Annotated in this window: 13 protein-coding genes; 12 read left to right on the forward strand and 1 reads right to left on the reverse strand. The window is 68.7% G+C overall.

Going from position 1 to position 14,774, the window contains the following annotated elements; all coding sequences use genetic code 11:
* Window positions 1-35: 35 nt before the first annotated feature.
* Entirely contained in the window at window positions 36-1,019 is a 984-nt protein-coding gene (locus QRN67_RS31200; protein WP_285414943.1) for a Bug family tripartite tricarboxylate transporter substrate binding protein, read from the reverse strand.
* 93 nt (window positions 1,020-1,112) lie between these two features.
* Here QRN67_RS31200 and QRN67_RS31205 point away from each other — a divergent pair, with 93 nt between their 5' ends.
* The 12 genes from QRN67_RS31205 (at window position 1,113) to QRN67_RS31260 (ending at window position 14,761) form a co-directional block, all read left to right on the forward strand.
* Window positions 1,113-2,042, forward strand: coding sequence for a LysR family transcriptional regulator (locus QRN67_RS31205; protein ID WP_285414944.1), 930 nt, complete (start codon window positions 1,113-1,115; stop codon window positions 2,040-2,042).
* A 194-nt stretch (window positions 2,043-2,236) separates the two neighbouring features.
* Complete coding sequence (locus tag QRN67_RS31210) at window positions 2,237-3,547, forward strand: ABC transporter substrate-binding protein (RefSeq protein WP_081268490.1); 1,311 nt, start codon at window positions 2,237-2,239, stop codon at window positions 3,545-3,547.
* Window positions 3,548-3,699: 152 nt separating this feature from the next.
* Window positions 3,700-4,557 carry a carbohydrate ABC transporter permease gene (locus tag QRN67_RS31215; RefSeq protein WP_081268489.1) on the forward strand — a complete coding sequence of 286 codons (858 nt, stop codon included), beginning with the start codon at window positions 3,700-3,702 and terminating at the stop codon, window positions 4,555-4,557.
* A 12-nt stretch (window positions 4,558-4,569) separates the two neighbouring features.
* A complete protein-coding gene (locus QRN67_RS31220; protein ID WP_106935583.1) occupies window positions 4,570-5,406 on the forward strand; it encodes a carbohydrate ABC transporter permease in 837 nt (278 codons plus the stop codon).
* A 170-nt stretch (window positions 5,407-5,576) separates the two neighbouring features.
* A complete protein-coding gene (locus tag QRN67_RS31225) occupies window positions 5,577-6,617 on the forward strand; it encodes an ABC transporter ATP-binding protein (RefSeq protein ID WP_285414945.1) in 1,041 nt (346 codons plus the stop codon).
* A gap of 85 nt (window positions 6,618-6,702) precedes the next feature.
* Window positions 6,703-8,097 carry a D-arabinitol 4-dehydrogenase gene (gene dalD / locus QRN67_RS31230; protein WP_285414989.1) on the forward strand — a complete coding sequence of 465 codons (1,395 nt, stop codon included), beginning with the start codon at window positions 6,703-6,705 and terminating at the stop codon, window positions 8,095-8,097.
* Entirely contained in the window at window positions 8,094-8,882 is a 789-nt protein-coding gene (locus QRN67_RS31235) for an L-iditol 2-dehydrogenase (RefSeq protein WP_285414946.1), read from the forward strand. Before dalD ends, QRN67_RS31235 begins: the two co-directional genes overlap by 4 nt.
* Before the next feature lie 329 nt (window positions 8,883-9,211).
* On the forward strand, window positions 9,212-9,883 hold the full coding sequence (locus QRN67_RS31240) for a transaldolase family protein (RefSeq protein ID WP_285414947.1): 672 nt from the start codon (window positions 9,212-9,214) through the stop codon (window positions 9,881-9,883).
* Window positions 9,884-9,913: 30 nt separating this feature from the next.
* The gene (locus tag QRN67_RS31245; protein ID WP_285414948.1) at window positions 9,914-10,882 is read left to right on the forward strand and encodes a carbohydrate kinase family protein; all 969 of its coding nucleotides are present in this window, start codon (window positions 9,914-9,916) and stop codon (window positions 10,880-10,882) included.
* Window positions 10,883-10,893: 11 nt separating this feature from the next.
* Window positions 10,894-11,850, forward strand: coding sequence for an AraC family transcriptional regulator (locus tag QRN67_RS31250; RefSeq protein ID WP_081268082.1), 957 nt, complete (start codon window positions 10,894-10,896; stop codon window positions 11,848-11,850).
* A 33-nt stretch (window positions 11,851-11,883) separates the two neighbouring features.
* Window positions 11,884-13,353, forward strand: a complete 1,470-nt coding sequence (xylB, locus tag QRN67_RS31255) for a xylulokinase (protein WP_106935578.1) — start codon at window positions 11,884-11,886, stop codon at window positions 13,351-13,353.
* Window positions 13,354-13,510: 157 nt separating this feature from the next.
* Window positions 13,511-14,761 carry an arsenic transporter gene (locus QRN67_RS31260; protein WP_285414949.1) on the forward strand — a complete coding sequence of 417 codons (1,251 nt, stop codon included), beginning with the start codon at window positions 13,511-13,513 and terminating at the stop codon, window positions 14,759-14,761.
* Window positions 14,762-14,774 lie beyond the last annotated feature (13 nt).

Consider the following 14,774-nt stretch of genomic DNA (forward strand, 5'->3'; position numbering starts at 1 on the left):
GTCGGATGCGTTGTGGAAAAAAGGAAGCGGCCGGCTCACTCGGCCTTGATGTTGGCTTCGCGCACGAGCTGGCCGTAGTGCTCGAACTCCTGCCGGTTCATGGCCGCGAAGGGCTCGCCCGTCAGGCCGCCGGGCTCGCCGCCCAGCGCCTTGATGCGCGCCTGCACGTCGGCCAGCTTCAGCGTGCGGCCGAGTTCGGCGCTCAGCCGCTCGACCGCGGGACGCGGCGTACCGGCCGTCACGTACAGGCCGTACCAGGTGGACACGTCGGCGCCCTTGATGCCCTGCTCGGCCAGCGTGGGCACGTCGGGCAACTCGGGCGAGCGCTGGGGCGCGCTCACGGCCAGCGCGCGGAACTTGCCGGCCTTGATCTGGCCCATGGCCGAGGAGGTGCTGTCGAACATCATGTCGACCTCGCCCGCGATGATGTCGACGTGCGCCTGCGAGCTGCCCTTGTAGGGCACGTGGATCGACTTCATGCCGGTGGCCAGGTTGAAGGCCTCGCCGCCCACGTGCTGCGTGCTGCCGATGCCTGAAGAGGCGTACTTGAAGCCGCCAGGCTTGGCGGCCATGGCCGCCACGAGGTCCTTCACCGACCTGTAGGGCGAGCTGGCCGACACCACCAGCACGTTGGGCATCACCGCCACCAGCCCGATGGGTTGCAGGTCCTTGAGCGGGTCGTACTTGAGCTTGAGGATGTGGGGCGCCACCGCCTGTGCCGTGTTGGTGGCCAGCAGCAGGGTGGCGCCGTCGGCCGGCGCGCGGGCCGTGAGTTCGCCCGCGATGGTGTTCGAGGCGCCGGGGCGGTTCTCGACCACCACCGTCTGCTTGAGTGTCTGCGAGAACTTGTCGGCCAGCACGCGCGCCAGGATGTCGGTGCCGCCGCCGGGCGAGGCGCCGACCATGATGCGCATCGGCTTGTCGGGGTAGGGCGCCTGCGCAACGGCCGTGAGCGGGGCCGTCAGGAGCAGCAGGGCCGCCGCGAGCCCCGCCGCGCGGGCCAGCAAAGAAAGCTTCATCGGGTTGTCTCCAGCTTGTTATGGCGCCGAGCGTACGGAGCTTCGGGTTTGCGATCCAATCGAAAAAGCCGGGGAATCCATATACTTTTGTGCATGACTCCCGGCCTCACAGACGCCTCGCTGATGCTCCATGTGCGGCCACGCCAGCTGCTGCTGCTGGCCCGGCTCGACACCCACAGGCACCTCGGCCGCGCGGCGGAGGCCATGAACATCAGCCAGCCGGCGGCCACCAAGCTGCTGCAGCAGCTGGAAGACTCGCTCGGCGAACGGCTCTTCGAGCGCCTTGCGCGCGGCATGGAGCCGACGCCCTACGGCCAGATCCTGATCCGCTATGCCCACCGCGTGCTCAGCGACTTCGGCACCGCCCGCGAGGAGATGCTGGCGCTGCGCTCCGGCCTGAGCGGCGCGCTGCGCGTGGGCAGCGTGCCGGGCGCGGTGCCCGAGCTGCTGGCGCCGGCGCTGGTGGAGTACCACCGGCGCCATCCGCAGGTGGCCGTGTCGGTGGTGGTCGAGACCAGCGACGTGATCCAGGCGCAGCTGGAGCAGGGCGATGTCGACCTCGTGCTGGGCCGGCTCACCGACGGGCACGACGAGGCCAGGTACGCGAGCGTGCCGCTGCTGGGCGAGTCGCAGGTGGTGGTGGTGCGCGCCGGGCATCCGGTGTTCGAGCGCGCCAACCTCACGCTGGCGGACATGGCGCACTGGTCGTGGGTGCTGCAGCCGCCGGGTTCGCCGCAGCGCGGGCGCTTCGAGGCGGCGATGCGCGAGGCCGGCATCCGGGCGCGGCTGGACATCATCGAAACGGCATCGCCGATCGCCATCACGGCGCTGCTCGAGAACTCCGACATGGCGGCCGTGATGCCTGCCTCGCAGGCCGGCCACTACGCCCGGCTGGGCGTGCTGCGCACCGTGCCGATCGAGCTGCCGGTGCGCGTGCCGCCCATCTGCCTCATCACCCGCGAGGGCCGGCCGCTGTCGCCGGCGGCGATGCAGTTCCGGCGCCAGCTGCTCGGCGGCGTGTGAGGCGGTGTGTTTGAGGCCTTTGGACCGCTCCCCATGCATGCTGTATTGCGCTGACTAGGGAATCTCCCAGTCAACTGGTGCATGAAAGTACCAGTGTCGACATTCGAAGTACCAAAGCCGCAGGCGCGCTTCTCCAGAATTCCCGGCACGGCGACCCGACAACAACAGGGCGTCGCTCACCTCTAGGAGACAACATGAAGCGTTTTCTGAAAGCGGGCTTCGTCCTCGCACTCATCGGCACGGGCGTCGTTTCCCAGGCCGCCACCGAACTCGTGATCGCGACCGTCAACAACGGCCACATGATCGAGATGCAGAAGCTCACGCCCTTCTTCGAGAAGGCCAACCCCGACATCAAGCTCAAGTGGGTCACGCTGGAAGAAGGCACGCTGCGCCAGCGCGTGACCACCGACATCGCCACCAAGGGCGGCCAGTTCGACGTGATGACCATCGGCCTGTACGAGGCGCCGATCTGGTCGAAGAAGGGCTGGCTCAAGCCCATCGCCACCGATGCCGCCTACGACATCGACGACCTGCTGCCGGCCATCCGCAACGGCCTGTCCTACGAGGGCAAGCTCTACGCGGCCCCGTTCTACGGCGAGAGCTCCATGCTCATGTACCGCAAGGACCTGGCCGACAAGGTGGGCGTGAAGTTCGCCGACCAGCCGACCTGGGCGCAGGTCAAGGAGTTCGCCGACAAGGCCAACGACCCCAAGAACGGCGTGTACGGCATGTGCCTGCGCGGCAAGCCGGGCTGGGGCGACAACATGGCCTTCCTGACCACGCTGGTCAACACCAACGGCGGCCAGTGGTTCGACATGCAATGGAAGCCGCAGATCGACACCAAGCCCTGGAAGGATGCGATCACCTTCTACGTCGACATGATGAAGAAGGACGGCCCTCCGGGCGCCTCGGCCAACAGCTTCAACGAGAACCTGGCGCTCTTCAACGAAGGCAAGTGCGCGGCCTGGGTGGACGCCACCATCGCGGCTTCGTTCATCAGCGACCCGAAGCAGTCGAAGGTGGCCGACAAGGTGGCCTTCGCGCAGGCACCGACCGCCGTCACGCCCAAGGGCGCCAACTGGCTGTGGTCGTGGAACCTCGCGATTCCCGCCAGCTCGACCAAGGACGACGCGGCGCAGAAGTTCATCAAGTGGGCCACTTCCAAGGACTACATCAACCTGGTGGCCAAGGAAACCGGCTGGGCCTCGGTGCCGACCGGCACGCGCAAGTCGACCTACGCGAACCCCGAGTTCCAGAAGGTCGCGAAGTTCGCCGAAGCCGAGAAGAAGGCCATCGACAGCGCCAACCTGACCGACAGCACGCTGCCCAAGTCGCCGTACGTCGGCGTGCAGTACGCGGCCATTCCCGAGTTCCAGGCCATCGGCGTGGCGGTGGGGCAGCAGATGAGCGCGGCGCTGTCGGGCAAGGTCACGGTGGACCAGGCGCTGAAGACTTCGCAGACGGCGGCGGAACGCGAGATGAAGAAAGCGGGCTACTACAAGTAAGCCAAGCCGGGCTTGCTCCCTCCCCCGCTGGGGGAGGGTCGGGGTGGGGGCACGCGGCGCTCGCGACAACGCCGCGCCTGAACAGGGGCAGCCCCCATCCCAGCCTTCCCCCAGCGGGGGAAGGAGCCAGGGACCACAAGAAGGGATACCTCATGAAAAGACTCCTGCCCCGCGCCCTCATGGCGCCCGCGGTGCTCACGCTCTTCCTCTGGATGATCGTGCCGCTGCTGATGACGTTGTACTTCTCGTTCGTCAACTACAACCTCATGCAGCCCGGCGAGCGCACGTTCGCGGGCATCGAGAACTTTCACTACTTCGTCACCGATCCCGACTTCTGGCCCGCCACATGGAACACGCTGCTGCTGATCGGCAGCGTGATCGTCATCACCGTGGTGCTGGGTGTGCTGCTGGCGCTGCTGGTGAACGAGCCCTTCCCCGGGCGCGGCATCGTGCGGGTGCTGCTGATCTCGCCGTTCTTCGTCATGCCCGCGGTCAATGCGCTGCTGTGGAAGCACATGATGATGAACCCCATCTATGGTGTGCTCGCCGACCTGTGGCGCTTCTTCGGCGCGCAGCCGGTGGACTGGCTCACCGACTTCCCGCTGCTGTCGGTGATCATCATGGTGGCCTGGCAGTGGCTGCCATTCGCCTGCCTGATCTTCATCACCTCGCTGCAGTCGCTCGACCGCGAGCAGATGGAGGCCGCGCGCATGGACGGCGCGAGCCCGGTGCAGCGCTTCTTCTATCTCACCATTCCGCACCTGGGCCGCCCGATGGCGGTGGTGATCATGATCGAGATGATCTTCCTGCTCAGCGTGTTCGCGGAGATCGCCATCACCACCAACGGCGGCCCGGGCAACGCGAGCACCAACATGACCTACATGATCTTCAAGCAGTCGCTCATGAACTTCGACGTGGGCGTGGCCTCGGCCGGCGCGCTGTTCGCGGTGGTGCTGGCGAACATCGTTGCCGTGTTCCTGATCCGGATCATCGGCAAGAACCTCGACTGAGGCGCACACGTCATGCAACAACAACAAGCTCCCAGCAACTTCCTGCCGCAGGCCATTCGCACCGTAGGTGCGTGGGCCGTCGCGCTGCTGCTGTTCTTTCCGCTCGGCTGGCTGTTCCTCACGGCCTTCAAGACGGAACTGCAGGCCATCCACGTGCCGCCGCTCTTCATCTTCGAACCCACGCTCGACAACTTCGGCGAGGTGCAGCGCCGCAGCGACTACCTGCTGTATGCGCGCAACTCGCTCATCACCAGCCTGGGCTCGACCGTCATCGGCCTGCTGATCGCGGCGCCGGCGGCGTATTCGATGGCGTTCTTTCGCACGAAGAGAACGCGCGACATCCTGATGTGGATGCTCTCCACCAAGATGATGCCGGCCGTGGGCGCGCTGGTGCCGATCTACGTGCTGGCGCAGACCGCCGGCATGCTCGACTCGCTGCCCGCGCTGACCATCGTGTTCACGCTGTCGAACCTGCCGATCATGGTGTGGATGCTCTACAGCGCCTACAAGGACATTCCCAACGAGATCCTGGAGGCCGCGCGCATGGACGGCGCCAGCCTGTGGACCGAGTTTCGCCACGTGGTGCTGCCGCTGTCGGTGGGCGGGCTCGCATCGACCGGGCTGCTGTGCCTGGTGCTGAGCTGGAACGAAGCCTTCTGGGCGCTCAACCTCACCTCCGCCAAGGCCGGCACGCTGGCCACGCTGATCGCCTCGTACTCCAGCCCCGAGGGCCTGTTCTGGGCCAAGCTGTCGGCCGCCTCGCTGATGGCCATCGCGCCCATCGTGGTGTTCGGCTGGTTCAGCCAGAAGCAACTGGTGCAGGGCCTGACCTTCGGTGCCGTGAAATGAACACCACCCCCAGTCTTCGCGCACTTCGTGTCGCTTCGCCAACCCCCTCGCGGGGGCGCCGCCAGCGGCCCGGCAAAGCCGGTTCCGCGGCAGCTCCCGGATTGCGCTGCGCGCTCTCAAGCGCTGTGGGCACCTCGCTTGCCCGCTCACAAAACATCAAGGAGTCGTGAATGGCCTACCTCGAACTCAAGAACATCAAGAAGAGCTTTGGTGACATCCACATCATCAAGGGCGTCGACCTGCAGATAAAGAAGGGCGAGTTCATCGTCTTCGTCGGGCCCTCGGGCTGCGGCAAGTCGACTCTGCTGCGGCTGATTGCCGGGCTGGAGCCCATCACCAGCGGCAACCTGCTGCTCGACGGCAAGGACATCACCTGGACGCCTTCGGGCAAGCGCGACCTGGCGATGGTGTTCCAGAGCTACGCGCTGTATCCGCACATGAGCGTGTACGACAACATGTCGTTCGCGCTGAAGCTGGCGGGCGTGCCGAAGGACGAGATCAAGACCAAGGTCGAGTACGCGGCCAAGACGCTCAACCTCACGCAGTACCTCGACCGCACGCCCAAGGACCTGTCGGGCGGCCAGCGCCAGCGTGTGGCCATCGGCCGCGCCATCGTGCGCGCGCCCAAGGTGTTCCTGTTCGACGAGCCGCTGTCGAACCTCGACGCGGCGCTGCGCGGCAATACGCGGGTGGAGATTCACAAGCTGCACCGCGCGCTCGGCGCCACCACCATCTACGTCACGCACGACCAGGTGGAGGCCATGACGCTGGCCGACCGCGTGGTGGTCCTCAAGGACGGGCTGATCGAGCAGGTCGGCACGCCGCTGGAGCTGTACGACCACCCGGCCAACCAGTTCGTCGCGCAGTTCATCGGCATGCCGTCGATGAACATGGTGGCGGCCAATGCCATTCCCAGCTTCTCGGCCGCCACCGGCGGCAGGCTGCCGAACGACGGCTTCCTGGGCGTGCGGCCGGAAGGCCTGCGCGTGCATCCGAAGCAGGGCGCGCCGGTGAGCGACGTGCAGGGCCGCGTCGAGCTGATCGAGGCGCTGGGCGCCGACACGCTCATCCACGTCGACGTGGGCGGCGTGCCGCTGATCGCGCGGCAGAACGACCGCACGCCGCTGCAGGCCGGCGACGACGTGGCCGTGGAGCTCGATCCGTCGGTGCTGCACCTGTTCAACCGCGAAGGCCGCTCGGTCGGCGCGTGATCGATTCCAGATTTCTTCCAACGTCTTTTCAACGGACATTCCCGTGACCATCGCGCAAATTCCACCGGCTCCCACGGAGTTCACGGTGCTTCATCTCGGCCTGGGCTCGTTCCATCGGGCCCACCAGGCGGTGTACCTGCAGCGGCTGATCGACGCGGGCGACACCCGCTGGTCGCTGTCGGGCGCCAACATCCGGCCGGACATGGCCGACATCGTCGCGGCGCTGCAGGCGCAGGGCGGGCGCTACACGCTCGAGACCGTGTCGCCCGCGGGCGAATACCGCTACGAGCAGATCGACGCCATCCGCGAGGTGCTGCCGTGGGAGCGCTCGCTGGCGAACGTGGTCGCGCGCGGCGCGGCGCCGTCGACCCGCATCGTGTCCTTCACCGTGACCGAGGCCGGCTACTACCTCGACAACAAGGGCAGGCTGGACCTGTCGTTCAGCGACCTCGCGGCCGATGTGGAACGCGCGCGCAAGGGCGAGGCCGGCGGCGACAACGTGACCATCTACGGCGCGGTCTGCGCCATCCTGCGCGCGCGCAAGGCGGCCGATGCCGGCGCCGTGACGCTGCTGAACTGCGACAACCTGCGCCACAACGGCGAGCGCTTTCGCGCCGGGCTGCTGGAGTTCATCGAGCTCGCGGGCGACGCCGGCCTGCTGGCCTGGGTGAACGCGAACACGCGCTGCCCGAACGCGATGGTGGACCGCATCACGCCGCGTCCGCCGCCCGAGCTGCGCGCGCGCGTCAAGGCGGCCACGGGACGCGACGACCCGGCGGCCATCACCGGCGAGAGCTTCATCCAGTGGGTCGTCGAGGACGACTTCGCGGCCGGCCGGCCCGACTGGGGCCGCGTGGGCGTGGAGCTGGTCGAGTCGGTGCAGCCGTATGAAGAGGCCAAGATCCGCATCCTCAACGCCACGCACAGCTGCATCGCCTGGGCGGGAACGCTGGTCGGGCTCGGCTTCATCCACGAGGGCACGCACGACGCGGCCATCCGCAGGATGGCCTTCGACTACGTCACCGACGACGTCATTCCGTGCCTGACTCCCAGCCCCATCGACCTCGCGGCCTACCGCGACGTGGTGCTCGACCGCTTCGGCAACCCCGCCATCCGCGACACCAACCAGCGCGTGGCGGCGGACGGCTTCTCGAAGATCCCCGGCTTCATCGCCCCGACGGTGCGCGAGCGGCTGGCGGCGGGCCAGGGCATCGACAGCGTGGCGATGCTGCCCGCGCTGTTCCTGGCCTTCCTGCAGCGCTGGCACAAGGGTGCGCTGCCCTACGCCTACCAGGACCAGGGCATGGACGAAGCGGTGGCGCATGCGATCTGCGATGCGGCCGACCCGGTGGCCGCGCTGTGCGCCGATTCGGGACTTTGGGGCAACGTCGCCGGCGATGCCCGCCTGGTCGACGCGGTGCGCCGTGCCGGCGAGCGCGTTGCGCGCTTCGTCGCAGAAAAAACAGGGAGCAAGCCATGAGCGCCCGTCTTCAAGACCGTCATGTGCTGCTGACCGGCGCGGGAGGCGGCATCGGCCTGGCCGTGGCGCAAGCCTGCATTGCCGAGGGCGCGCGCTGCACGGTGGTCGACCGCGCCACCGCCGCGCCCGACGCGGTGCGCGCGCTGCAGCAAAAGCAGCCGGGCAGGCTCGCCTACATCGCTGCCGACGTGACGGACACCGCCGCCATCACCCACATGCTGGCGCAGGCGCAGGTCGCCTTCGGGCCGGTGCACACGCTCTTCAACAACGCCGCGGTGTTCGACCTCGCGCCGCTGCTGGACAGCGACGAGGCGTCGTTCGACAAGCTGTTCGCGGTCAATGTGAAGGGCATGTTCTTCGTGATGCAGGCGGTGCTGCGGCACATGGTGGAAGCGGGCACGCAGGGCGCTTCGGTCATCAACATGGCCTCGCAGGCCGGGCGCCGGGGCGAGGCGCTGGTGTCGCACTACTGCGCGACCAAGGCGGCGGTCATCAGCTACACGCAGAGCGCCGCGCTGGCGATGGCGCCGCACGGCATACGTGTCAATGGCATTGCGCCCGGTGTGGTCGATACGCCGATGTGGGACCATGTCGACAGCCTGTTCGCCAAGGCCGAGGGCCTGCCGCCCGGAGAGAAGAAGCGGCAGGTCGGGCTGGCGGTGCCGCTCGGCCGCATGGGCGCGCCGGAAGACATCGCGGGGGCGGCGGTGTTCCTCGCCAGCGACGAGGCGCGCTACATCACGGCGCAGACCTTGAATGTCGATGGCGGCAATGTCATGTCTTGAGCTGGGTTGTCGATGAGATCGGTTTTTGTTTTTCATGGGCTTTGTTCGTGGGGCGCTCACGCCGGCGGGGTGCCTTGCTCCGCGAATGTCCCCCGGCCTGCGGCCTCCTCCTTTATTTCGCTGCGCAAGGCACCCCGCCGTCGTGAGCGTCCAGAGCACTTGTTGATCAGCCGGCACAAGAGCAGCGCTCGTCGTGCGCAGGGCGCCGGGTGCTCCCCGCAGCGAAATAAAGGAGGAGGGCGAAGCCCGGGGGACATTCGCGGAGGGGAGTACCCGGTGCCCTGCGCACTCACCCCGAAACAGCCCGAACCAATAGGAGGAAGCAACCCATGAACGAAGACTTCCACCTGTACCTGGACAGCGCCGACCTGGCCGAGATACAGACCTGCCTGCCCCACCCGGTGGTGCACGGCGTCACGACCAACCCGACGCTGCTCAAGCGCGCGGGCGTCGGCCGCGCTGCCGTGCCCGGACTGCTCGCGCGTTGCATCGAGCTGGGCGCGCGCCAGGTGCAGGCGCAGGTCTTTTCCGAACACGTCGACGGCATGCTCGAAGACGCGCAAGCCTTGTTGCCGCACTTCGACCCCGGCCAACTCGTCATCAAGATCCCCGCCACGCGGCAAGGCCTGGACGCCGGCGCGCGGCTCATCGCGCAGGGCGTGCCCGTCACCTGGACCGCCGTGTACGCGCCCGAGCAGGCCCACTTCGCGGCGCAGCTGGGCGCGGCCTATGCGGCGCCGTACCTCGGCCGGCTCGAAGACGCGGGCATCGACGGCCTGGCGCTGATCGCGCAGATGCAGTCGCTGGTGGCGCGGCGGCCGGCCTCGGGTACGCGGCTGCTGGTGGCCAGCATCCGGTCGCGCGAGGCGTATCTTTCGCTGCTGGGGCTCGGCGTGGGCGCCATCACCATTCCGCCGCGGCTGTTTGCCGAACTGCTCGACCATTCCGCGACACTGTCCGCCGAGCGCGGCTTCCTGGCCGATGCGCGCACCTTGCCCTGATCGACGACACCGAATCCCGACCCACACACCATGCGCATTGCACTCACGGGCGAAGCCCTGATCGATTTCACCGCCGGCGAGGCGGGCACCCTGGCATTCCTGGGCCATGAAGGCGGCTCGCCGCTGAACACCGCCGTGGCCTGCGCGCGGCTCGGGCAGCCGACCGGCTTTCTCACGCAGCTGTCGACCGACCTGTTCGGCGAGCGGCTGATGGGCTTCCTGCAGAAGAACGGCGTGGACACCAGCTTCATCCTGCGCAGCGGCGCGCCGTCGACGCTGGCCTTCGTCGAGCGCACGCCGCAGACCAACCGCTACGCCTTCTACACGCAGGGCAGCGCCGACGCCACCTGGGCGCCCGAGCCGCTGCCGCAGCTGCCGGCGGAGTGCCGCTTCCTGCACTTCGGCTCGATCTCGCTGCTGCAGGACCCGGCCGCCACGCGCATCGCCGACCTCGTCGCCGCGAACCGGGGGCAGCGCGTGGTCGTGTTCGACCCCAACGTGCGGCCCAGCCTGATCACCGACATGGCCGCCTACCGCAAGCGCGTGGCCGGCTGGTTCGGCATGGCCGACCTGGTCAAGCTGAGCGACGAGGACGCGGCGCTGCTCGCGCCCGGCCAGCCGGTGGACGCGCTGGCCGCCGACTGCCTCGCGGCCGGCGCGCGCGCGGTGATCGTCACGCGCGGCGGCGACGGCGCCATGCTCTGGCGCGCGGGTCGCGCGCCGGTCACGGTGGCCGCGCCGCGCGTCGAGGTGGTCGACACCATCGGCGCGGGCGACACCTTCACGGCGGGGCTGTCGGTGTCGCTGCTGGCGCACGGCGTCGAGCGGCCGGAGCAGCTCGGCGAGCTGGGCGACGACGCATGGCGCGAGGTGATGGCCTTCGCCGCCACCGCCGCCGCCCTCAACTGCACCCGCGAGGGTGCCGATCCACCCACGCTGGAGGCGGTTCACGCCGCGCTGGCGAAGGAAGAAAATACGGCTGTTGCTTCCCGGTCCTGAACCGTGCCGCTATGACGACGTCCACACGCAAACGCTCGGTCCCCCGCCAGCGCCAACCCGAGCTGGAACGCGACTTCGCGCGCTCCCCCTCGCTGGGCTACGAGGCGCCCGAAGAAACCGGCCTGGTGCGCTGCCTGGCGCACGGCTTCCCCAGCCCGCTGGTGCGATGGCACTTCCATGAAGACTACGAGCTGCACCTGATCACCGAGACATCGGGCAAGGCCTTCATCGGCGACTGGATCGGGCCGTTCCAGCCCGGGCACCTGGTGCTGTGCGGGCCGCGCCTGCCGCACAACTGGATCTCGCTGGACGTGCCCGAAGGCGGCGCGGCGGGGCGCGACCGGGTGATCCAGTTCCGCCACGAACCCATCGAGAGCGCGGCCGCCGGCATTCCGGAACTGCGCGAGGTGATGCAGCTGCTGGAGCGCGCGCGCCACGGCATCGAGTTCTTCGGCATGTCGCAGCAGGCACAGGCGCACTGGGACCGCATCAAGGCCGCGCGCGGCGTGCGGCGCCTGGGCCTGTTCCTCGACTTCATGGCCGATCTCTCCCAATGCACCGACTATCGGCTGCTGTCGAGCGTGCAGATGCAGGGCGCGCAGGGCGCGGACGGCGACGCGCAGGTCGACCAGATCAACGGCATCGTCAACCGCATCACCAACAACATGGCGGACCCGATCTCGATGTCCGACGTGGCGGCCGAACTGGGCATGAGCGAAAGCCGCTTCAGCCGCTTCTTCAGGCGCTCCACCGGCAACAGCTTCACCGACTTCGTCAACCGCGTGCGCATCAACAGCGCCTGCCACCTGCTGATGCAGACCGACCACTACGTGACCGACATCTGCTACCAGGTGGGTTTCAACAACGTGGCCAACTTCAACCGGCGCTTTCTCGAGATCAAGGGCATGACGCCCAGCGAATTCCGCCGCCAGGCCGACACGCGCTTCGGCGGCGGCATCTCTTCCTAAGCTTGCCACCAAGCACGAAACCAGGGGGTCATCTTGTATCTTGGACTCGACCTCGGCACGTCCGAGCTCAAGGCGCTGCTGCTCGCCGACGATCACCGCATCGTGGGCGTGGCGCGCGCGCCGCTCACGGTCCAGAGGCCGCATCCGCTGTGGTCGGAGCAGGCGCCGGCCCAGTGGTGGCAGGCGCTCGAGCAGGTCATGGCGCAGTTGCGAGAGGCGCACGGCGAGGCGTTGTCGGCGGTGCGCGCCATCGGCCTGTCGGGGCAGATGCACGGCGCCACGCTGCTCGATGCGGCCGGCGAGGTGCTGCGGCCCGCGATCCTGTGGAACGACGGCCGCAGCGGCGCGCAGTGCGAAGCGCTCACGCGCGCCGTCCCGCGGCTCGGCGACATCGCGGGCAACCTCGCGATGCCGGGCTTCACCGCGCCCAAGCTGCTGTGGGTGCGCGAGCATGAGCCCGAACTCTTTGCCCGCGTGGCGCGCGTGCTGCTGCCGAAGGACTGGCTGCGCTTCATGCTCAGCGGCGAGGCGGTCAGCGAGATGTCCGACGCGGCCGGCACGCTGTGGCTCGACGTGGGTGCGCGCGACTGGTCCGACGAACTGCTCGCCGCCACCGGGCTGACGCGCGCGCACATGCCGCGGCTGGTCGAAGGCAGCGAGGTTTCGGCGCTGCTCAAGCCCGAACTCGCGGCGCGCTGGGGCATGCCGGGCGGCGTGAAGATCGCGGGCGGTGCCGGCGACAACGCCGCCAGCGCGGTCGGCATGGGGCTGGTCGAGCCGGGGCAGGGCTTCGTTTCGCTGGGTACTTCAGGCGTGGTGTTCGTGTCGACCGACCGCTTCCTGCCGAACCCGGCGCAGGCGATGCACGCCTTCTGCCATGCGCTGCCGAAGCGCTGGCACCAGATGTCGGTGATGCTCTCCGCCGCGAGCGCGGTGAGCTGGGCCGCGAAGGCTTTCAAGTTTGCCGACGAGGCCGCGCTGCTCGAAGCGGCGGCATTGGTGCCGTCGGCGCAACGCGAGCGGTGCCCGCTGTTCCTGCCGTACCTGTCGGGCGAACGCTCGCCGCACAACAACCCCGATGCCCAGGGCGTGCTCTTCGGGCTCACGCATGCACACGGGCCGGCGGAAATCGCCTACGCCGTGGTCGAGGGCGTGAGCTTCGGCCTGCGCGACGGCCTCGACACCCTGCGGCTGCCCGAGGGCGCGCTGGCCCTGGTCGGTGGCGGCGCGCGCAGCGCCTGGTGGTCGCAGCTGCTGGCCGACATCCTCGAAGTGCCGCTCACGCTTGGCGAAGGCGGTGAAGCCGGCGGTGCGCTGGGCGCGGCGCGACTGGCCTGGCTGGCCGATGGCGGCACGCTGGAGGCGGTGTGCACGCCGCCCGCGGTGCGCCAGCGCTTCGAGCCCCGGACCGCCGGCGCCGAAGGCCATCGCGCGCGGCATGCGCGCTTTCGCGCGCTGTATCTGTCGCTGCGCCATAGCTTCCAATTGCTGAGCGCAGGCTGACTCTTCGGGCCTGCCACATCGATCGCGCACAGCGACTGCGCCAAGGTGCGCCCGCTGGCCGCGCCGCACTGCGACATTGGCCGACAGGACGCGTGCGTCCGGTCGCCCAGACTCCGCCTCGCCTGTCACACAAACAACCCATCGCGAGGCGTTTGCAATGTCGAGTCATCTGTCCCTCTGGAGCCTCACGGCGGCCGTGACGGCCGGCGTGCTGCTTCGCCCCTTCAACTGGCCGGAGGCGGTGTGGGCGGTCACGGGCGGCGTGCTGGCGGTGGCGCTGGGCCTGCTGCCGCTGTCGGACGCGCTCACCGCCGTCGGCAAGGGCACTGACGTCTACCTGTTCCTGATCGGCATGATGCTGCTGTCGGAAACGGCACGCCGCCAAGGCCTGTTCGACTGGGTCGCAAGCCATGCGGTCCGGCAGGCGAAGGGCTCGCGCAGCCGCCTGTTCCTGCTGGTCTATCTGGTCGGCGTGGTGGTCACCGCCTTCCTTTCGAACGACGCCGCCGCGGTGGTGCTCACGCCGGCCGTCTTCGCCGCCGCGCGCCAGGCCCGCGCGCCGGCGTTGCCTTATCTGTTCATCTGCGCCTTCGTCGCCAACGCGGCGAGCTTCGTGCTGCCGATCTCCAACCCCGCCAACCTGGTACTCTACGGCGAGCACATGCCGGCGCTGTGGCCCTGGCTCCTGCACTTCACGCTGCCCTCGGTGCTGGCCATCGCGAGCACCTTCCTGGTGTTGCGCTTCACCCAGCGGCGCGAGCTGGCGGGCGGCTGCGAGGTACCGTCGCGGATGGCGCCGCTGTCGAGCGGAGGGCGCACCGCGCTGGCCGGCCTGATCGCCACCGCCGTGGTGCTGATGGCCGTATCGGCCATGGACTGGTCGCTCGGCCTGCCGACCTGCGTGATGGGCGTGCTCACCGCTGCCGTGGTGCTGCTGCGTGACCGTTCCAGTCCGCTGCCGCTGCTGCGCGAGGTGTCCTGGACGGTGCTGCCGCTGGTGGCGGGCCTGTTCGTGCTGGTCGAGGCGATCTCCAGGACCGGGCTGACCGAGCGTCTGGCGCAGTGGCTCATGGCGGGCGCGCAGCATGGCGAACGCGCCACGGGGGCCATCGCCGGGACGCTGCTGGCCTTCGGCTCGAACCTGGTCAACAACCTGCCGGCCGGCCTGCTGGCCAGCACCATGGTGCAGCAGGCCCACCCGCCCGCGTCCATCGTCGATGCGCTGCTGATCGGTGTCGATCTCGGCCCCAATCTCTCGATCACCGGCTCGCTCGCCACCATCCTCTGGCTCATCGCGATTCGCCGCGAAGGCGAGGACGTGGGCTTCGTGCGCTTCCTGAAGGTCGGCGTGCTCGTGATGCCGCCGGCCCTGTGCCTGGCGCTGGGCGCACGGCTGTTGACGGCTTGAGTTTTTCAAGGAG

This window comes from Variovorax sp. efr-133-TYG-130 (assembly GCF_030208835.1).
Classification (GTDB): Bacteria; Pseudomonadota; Gammaproteobacteria; order Burkholderiales; family Burkholderiaceae_C; genus Variovorax.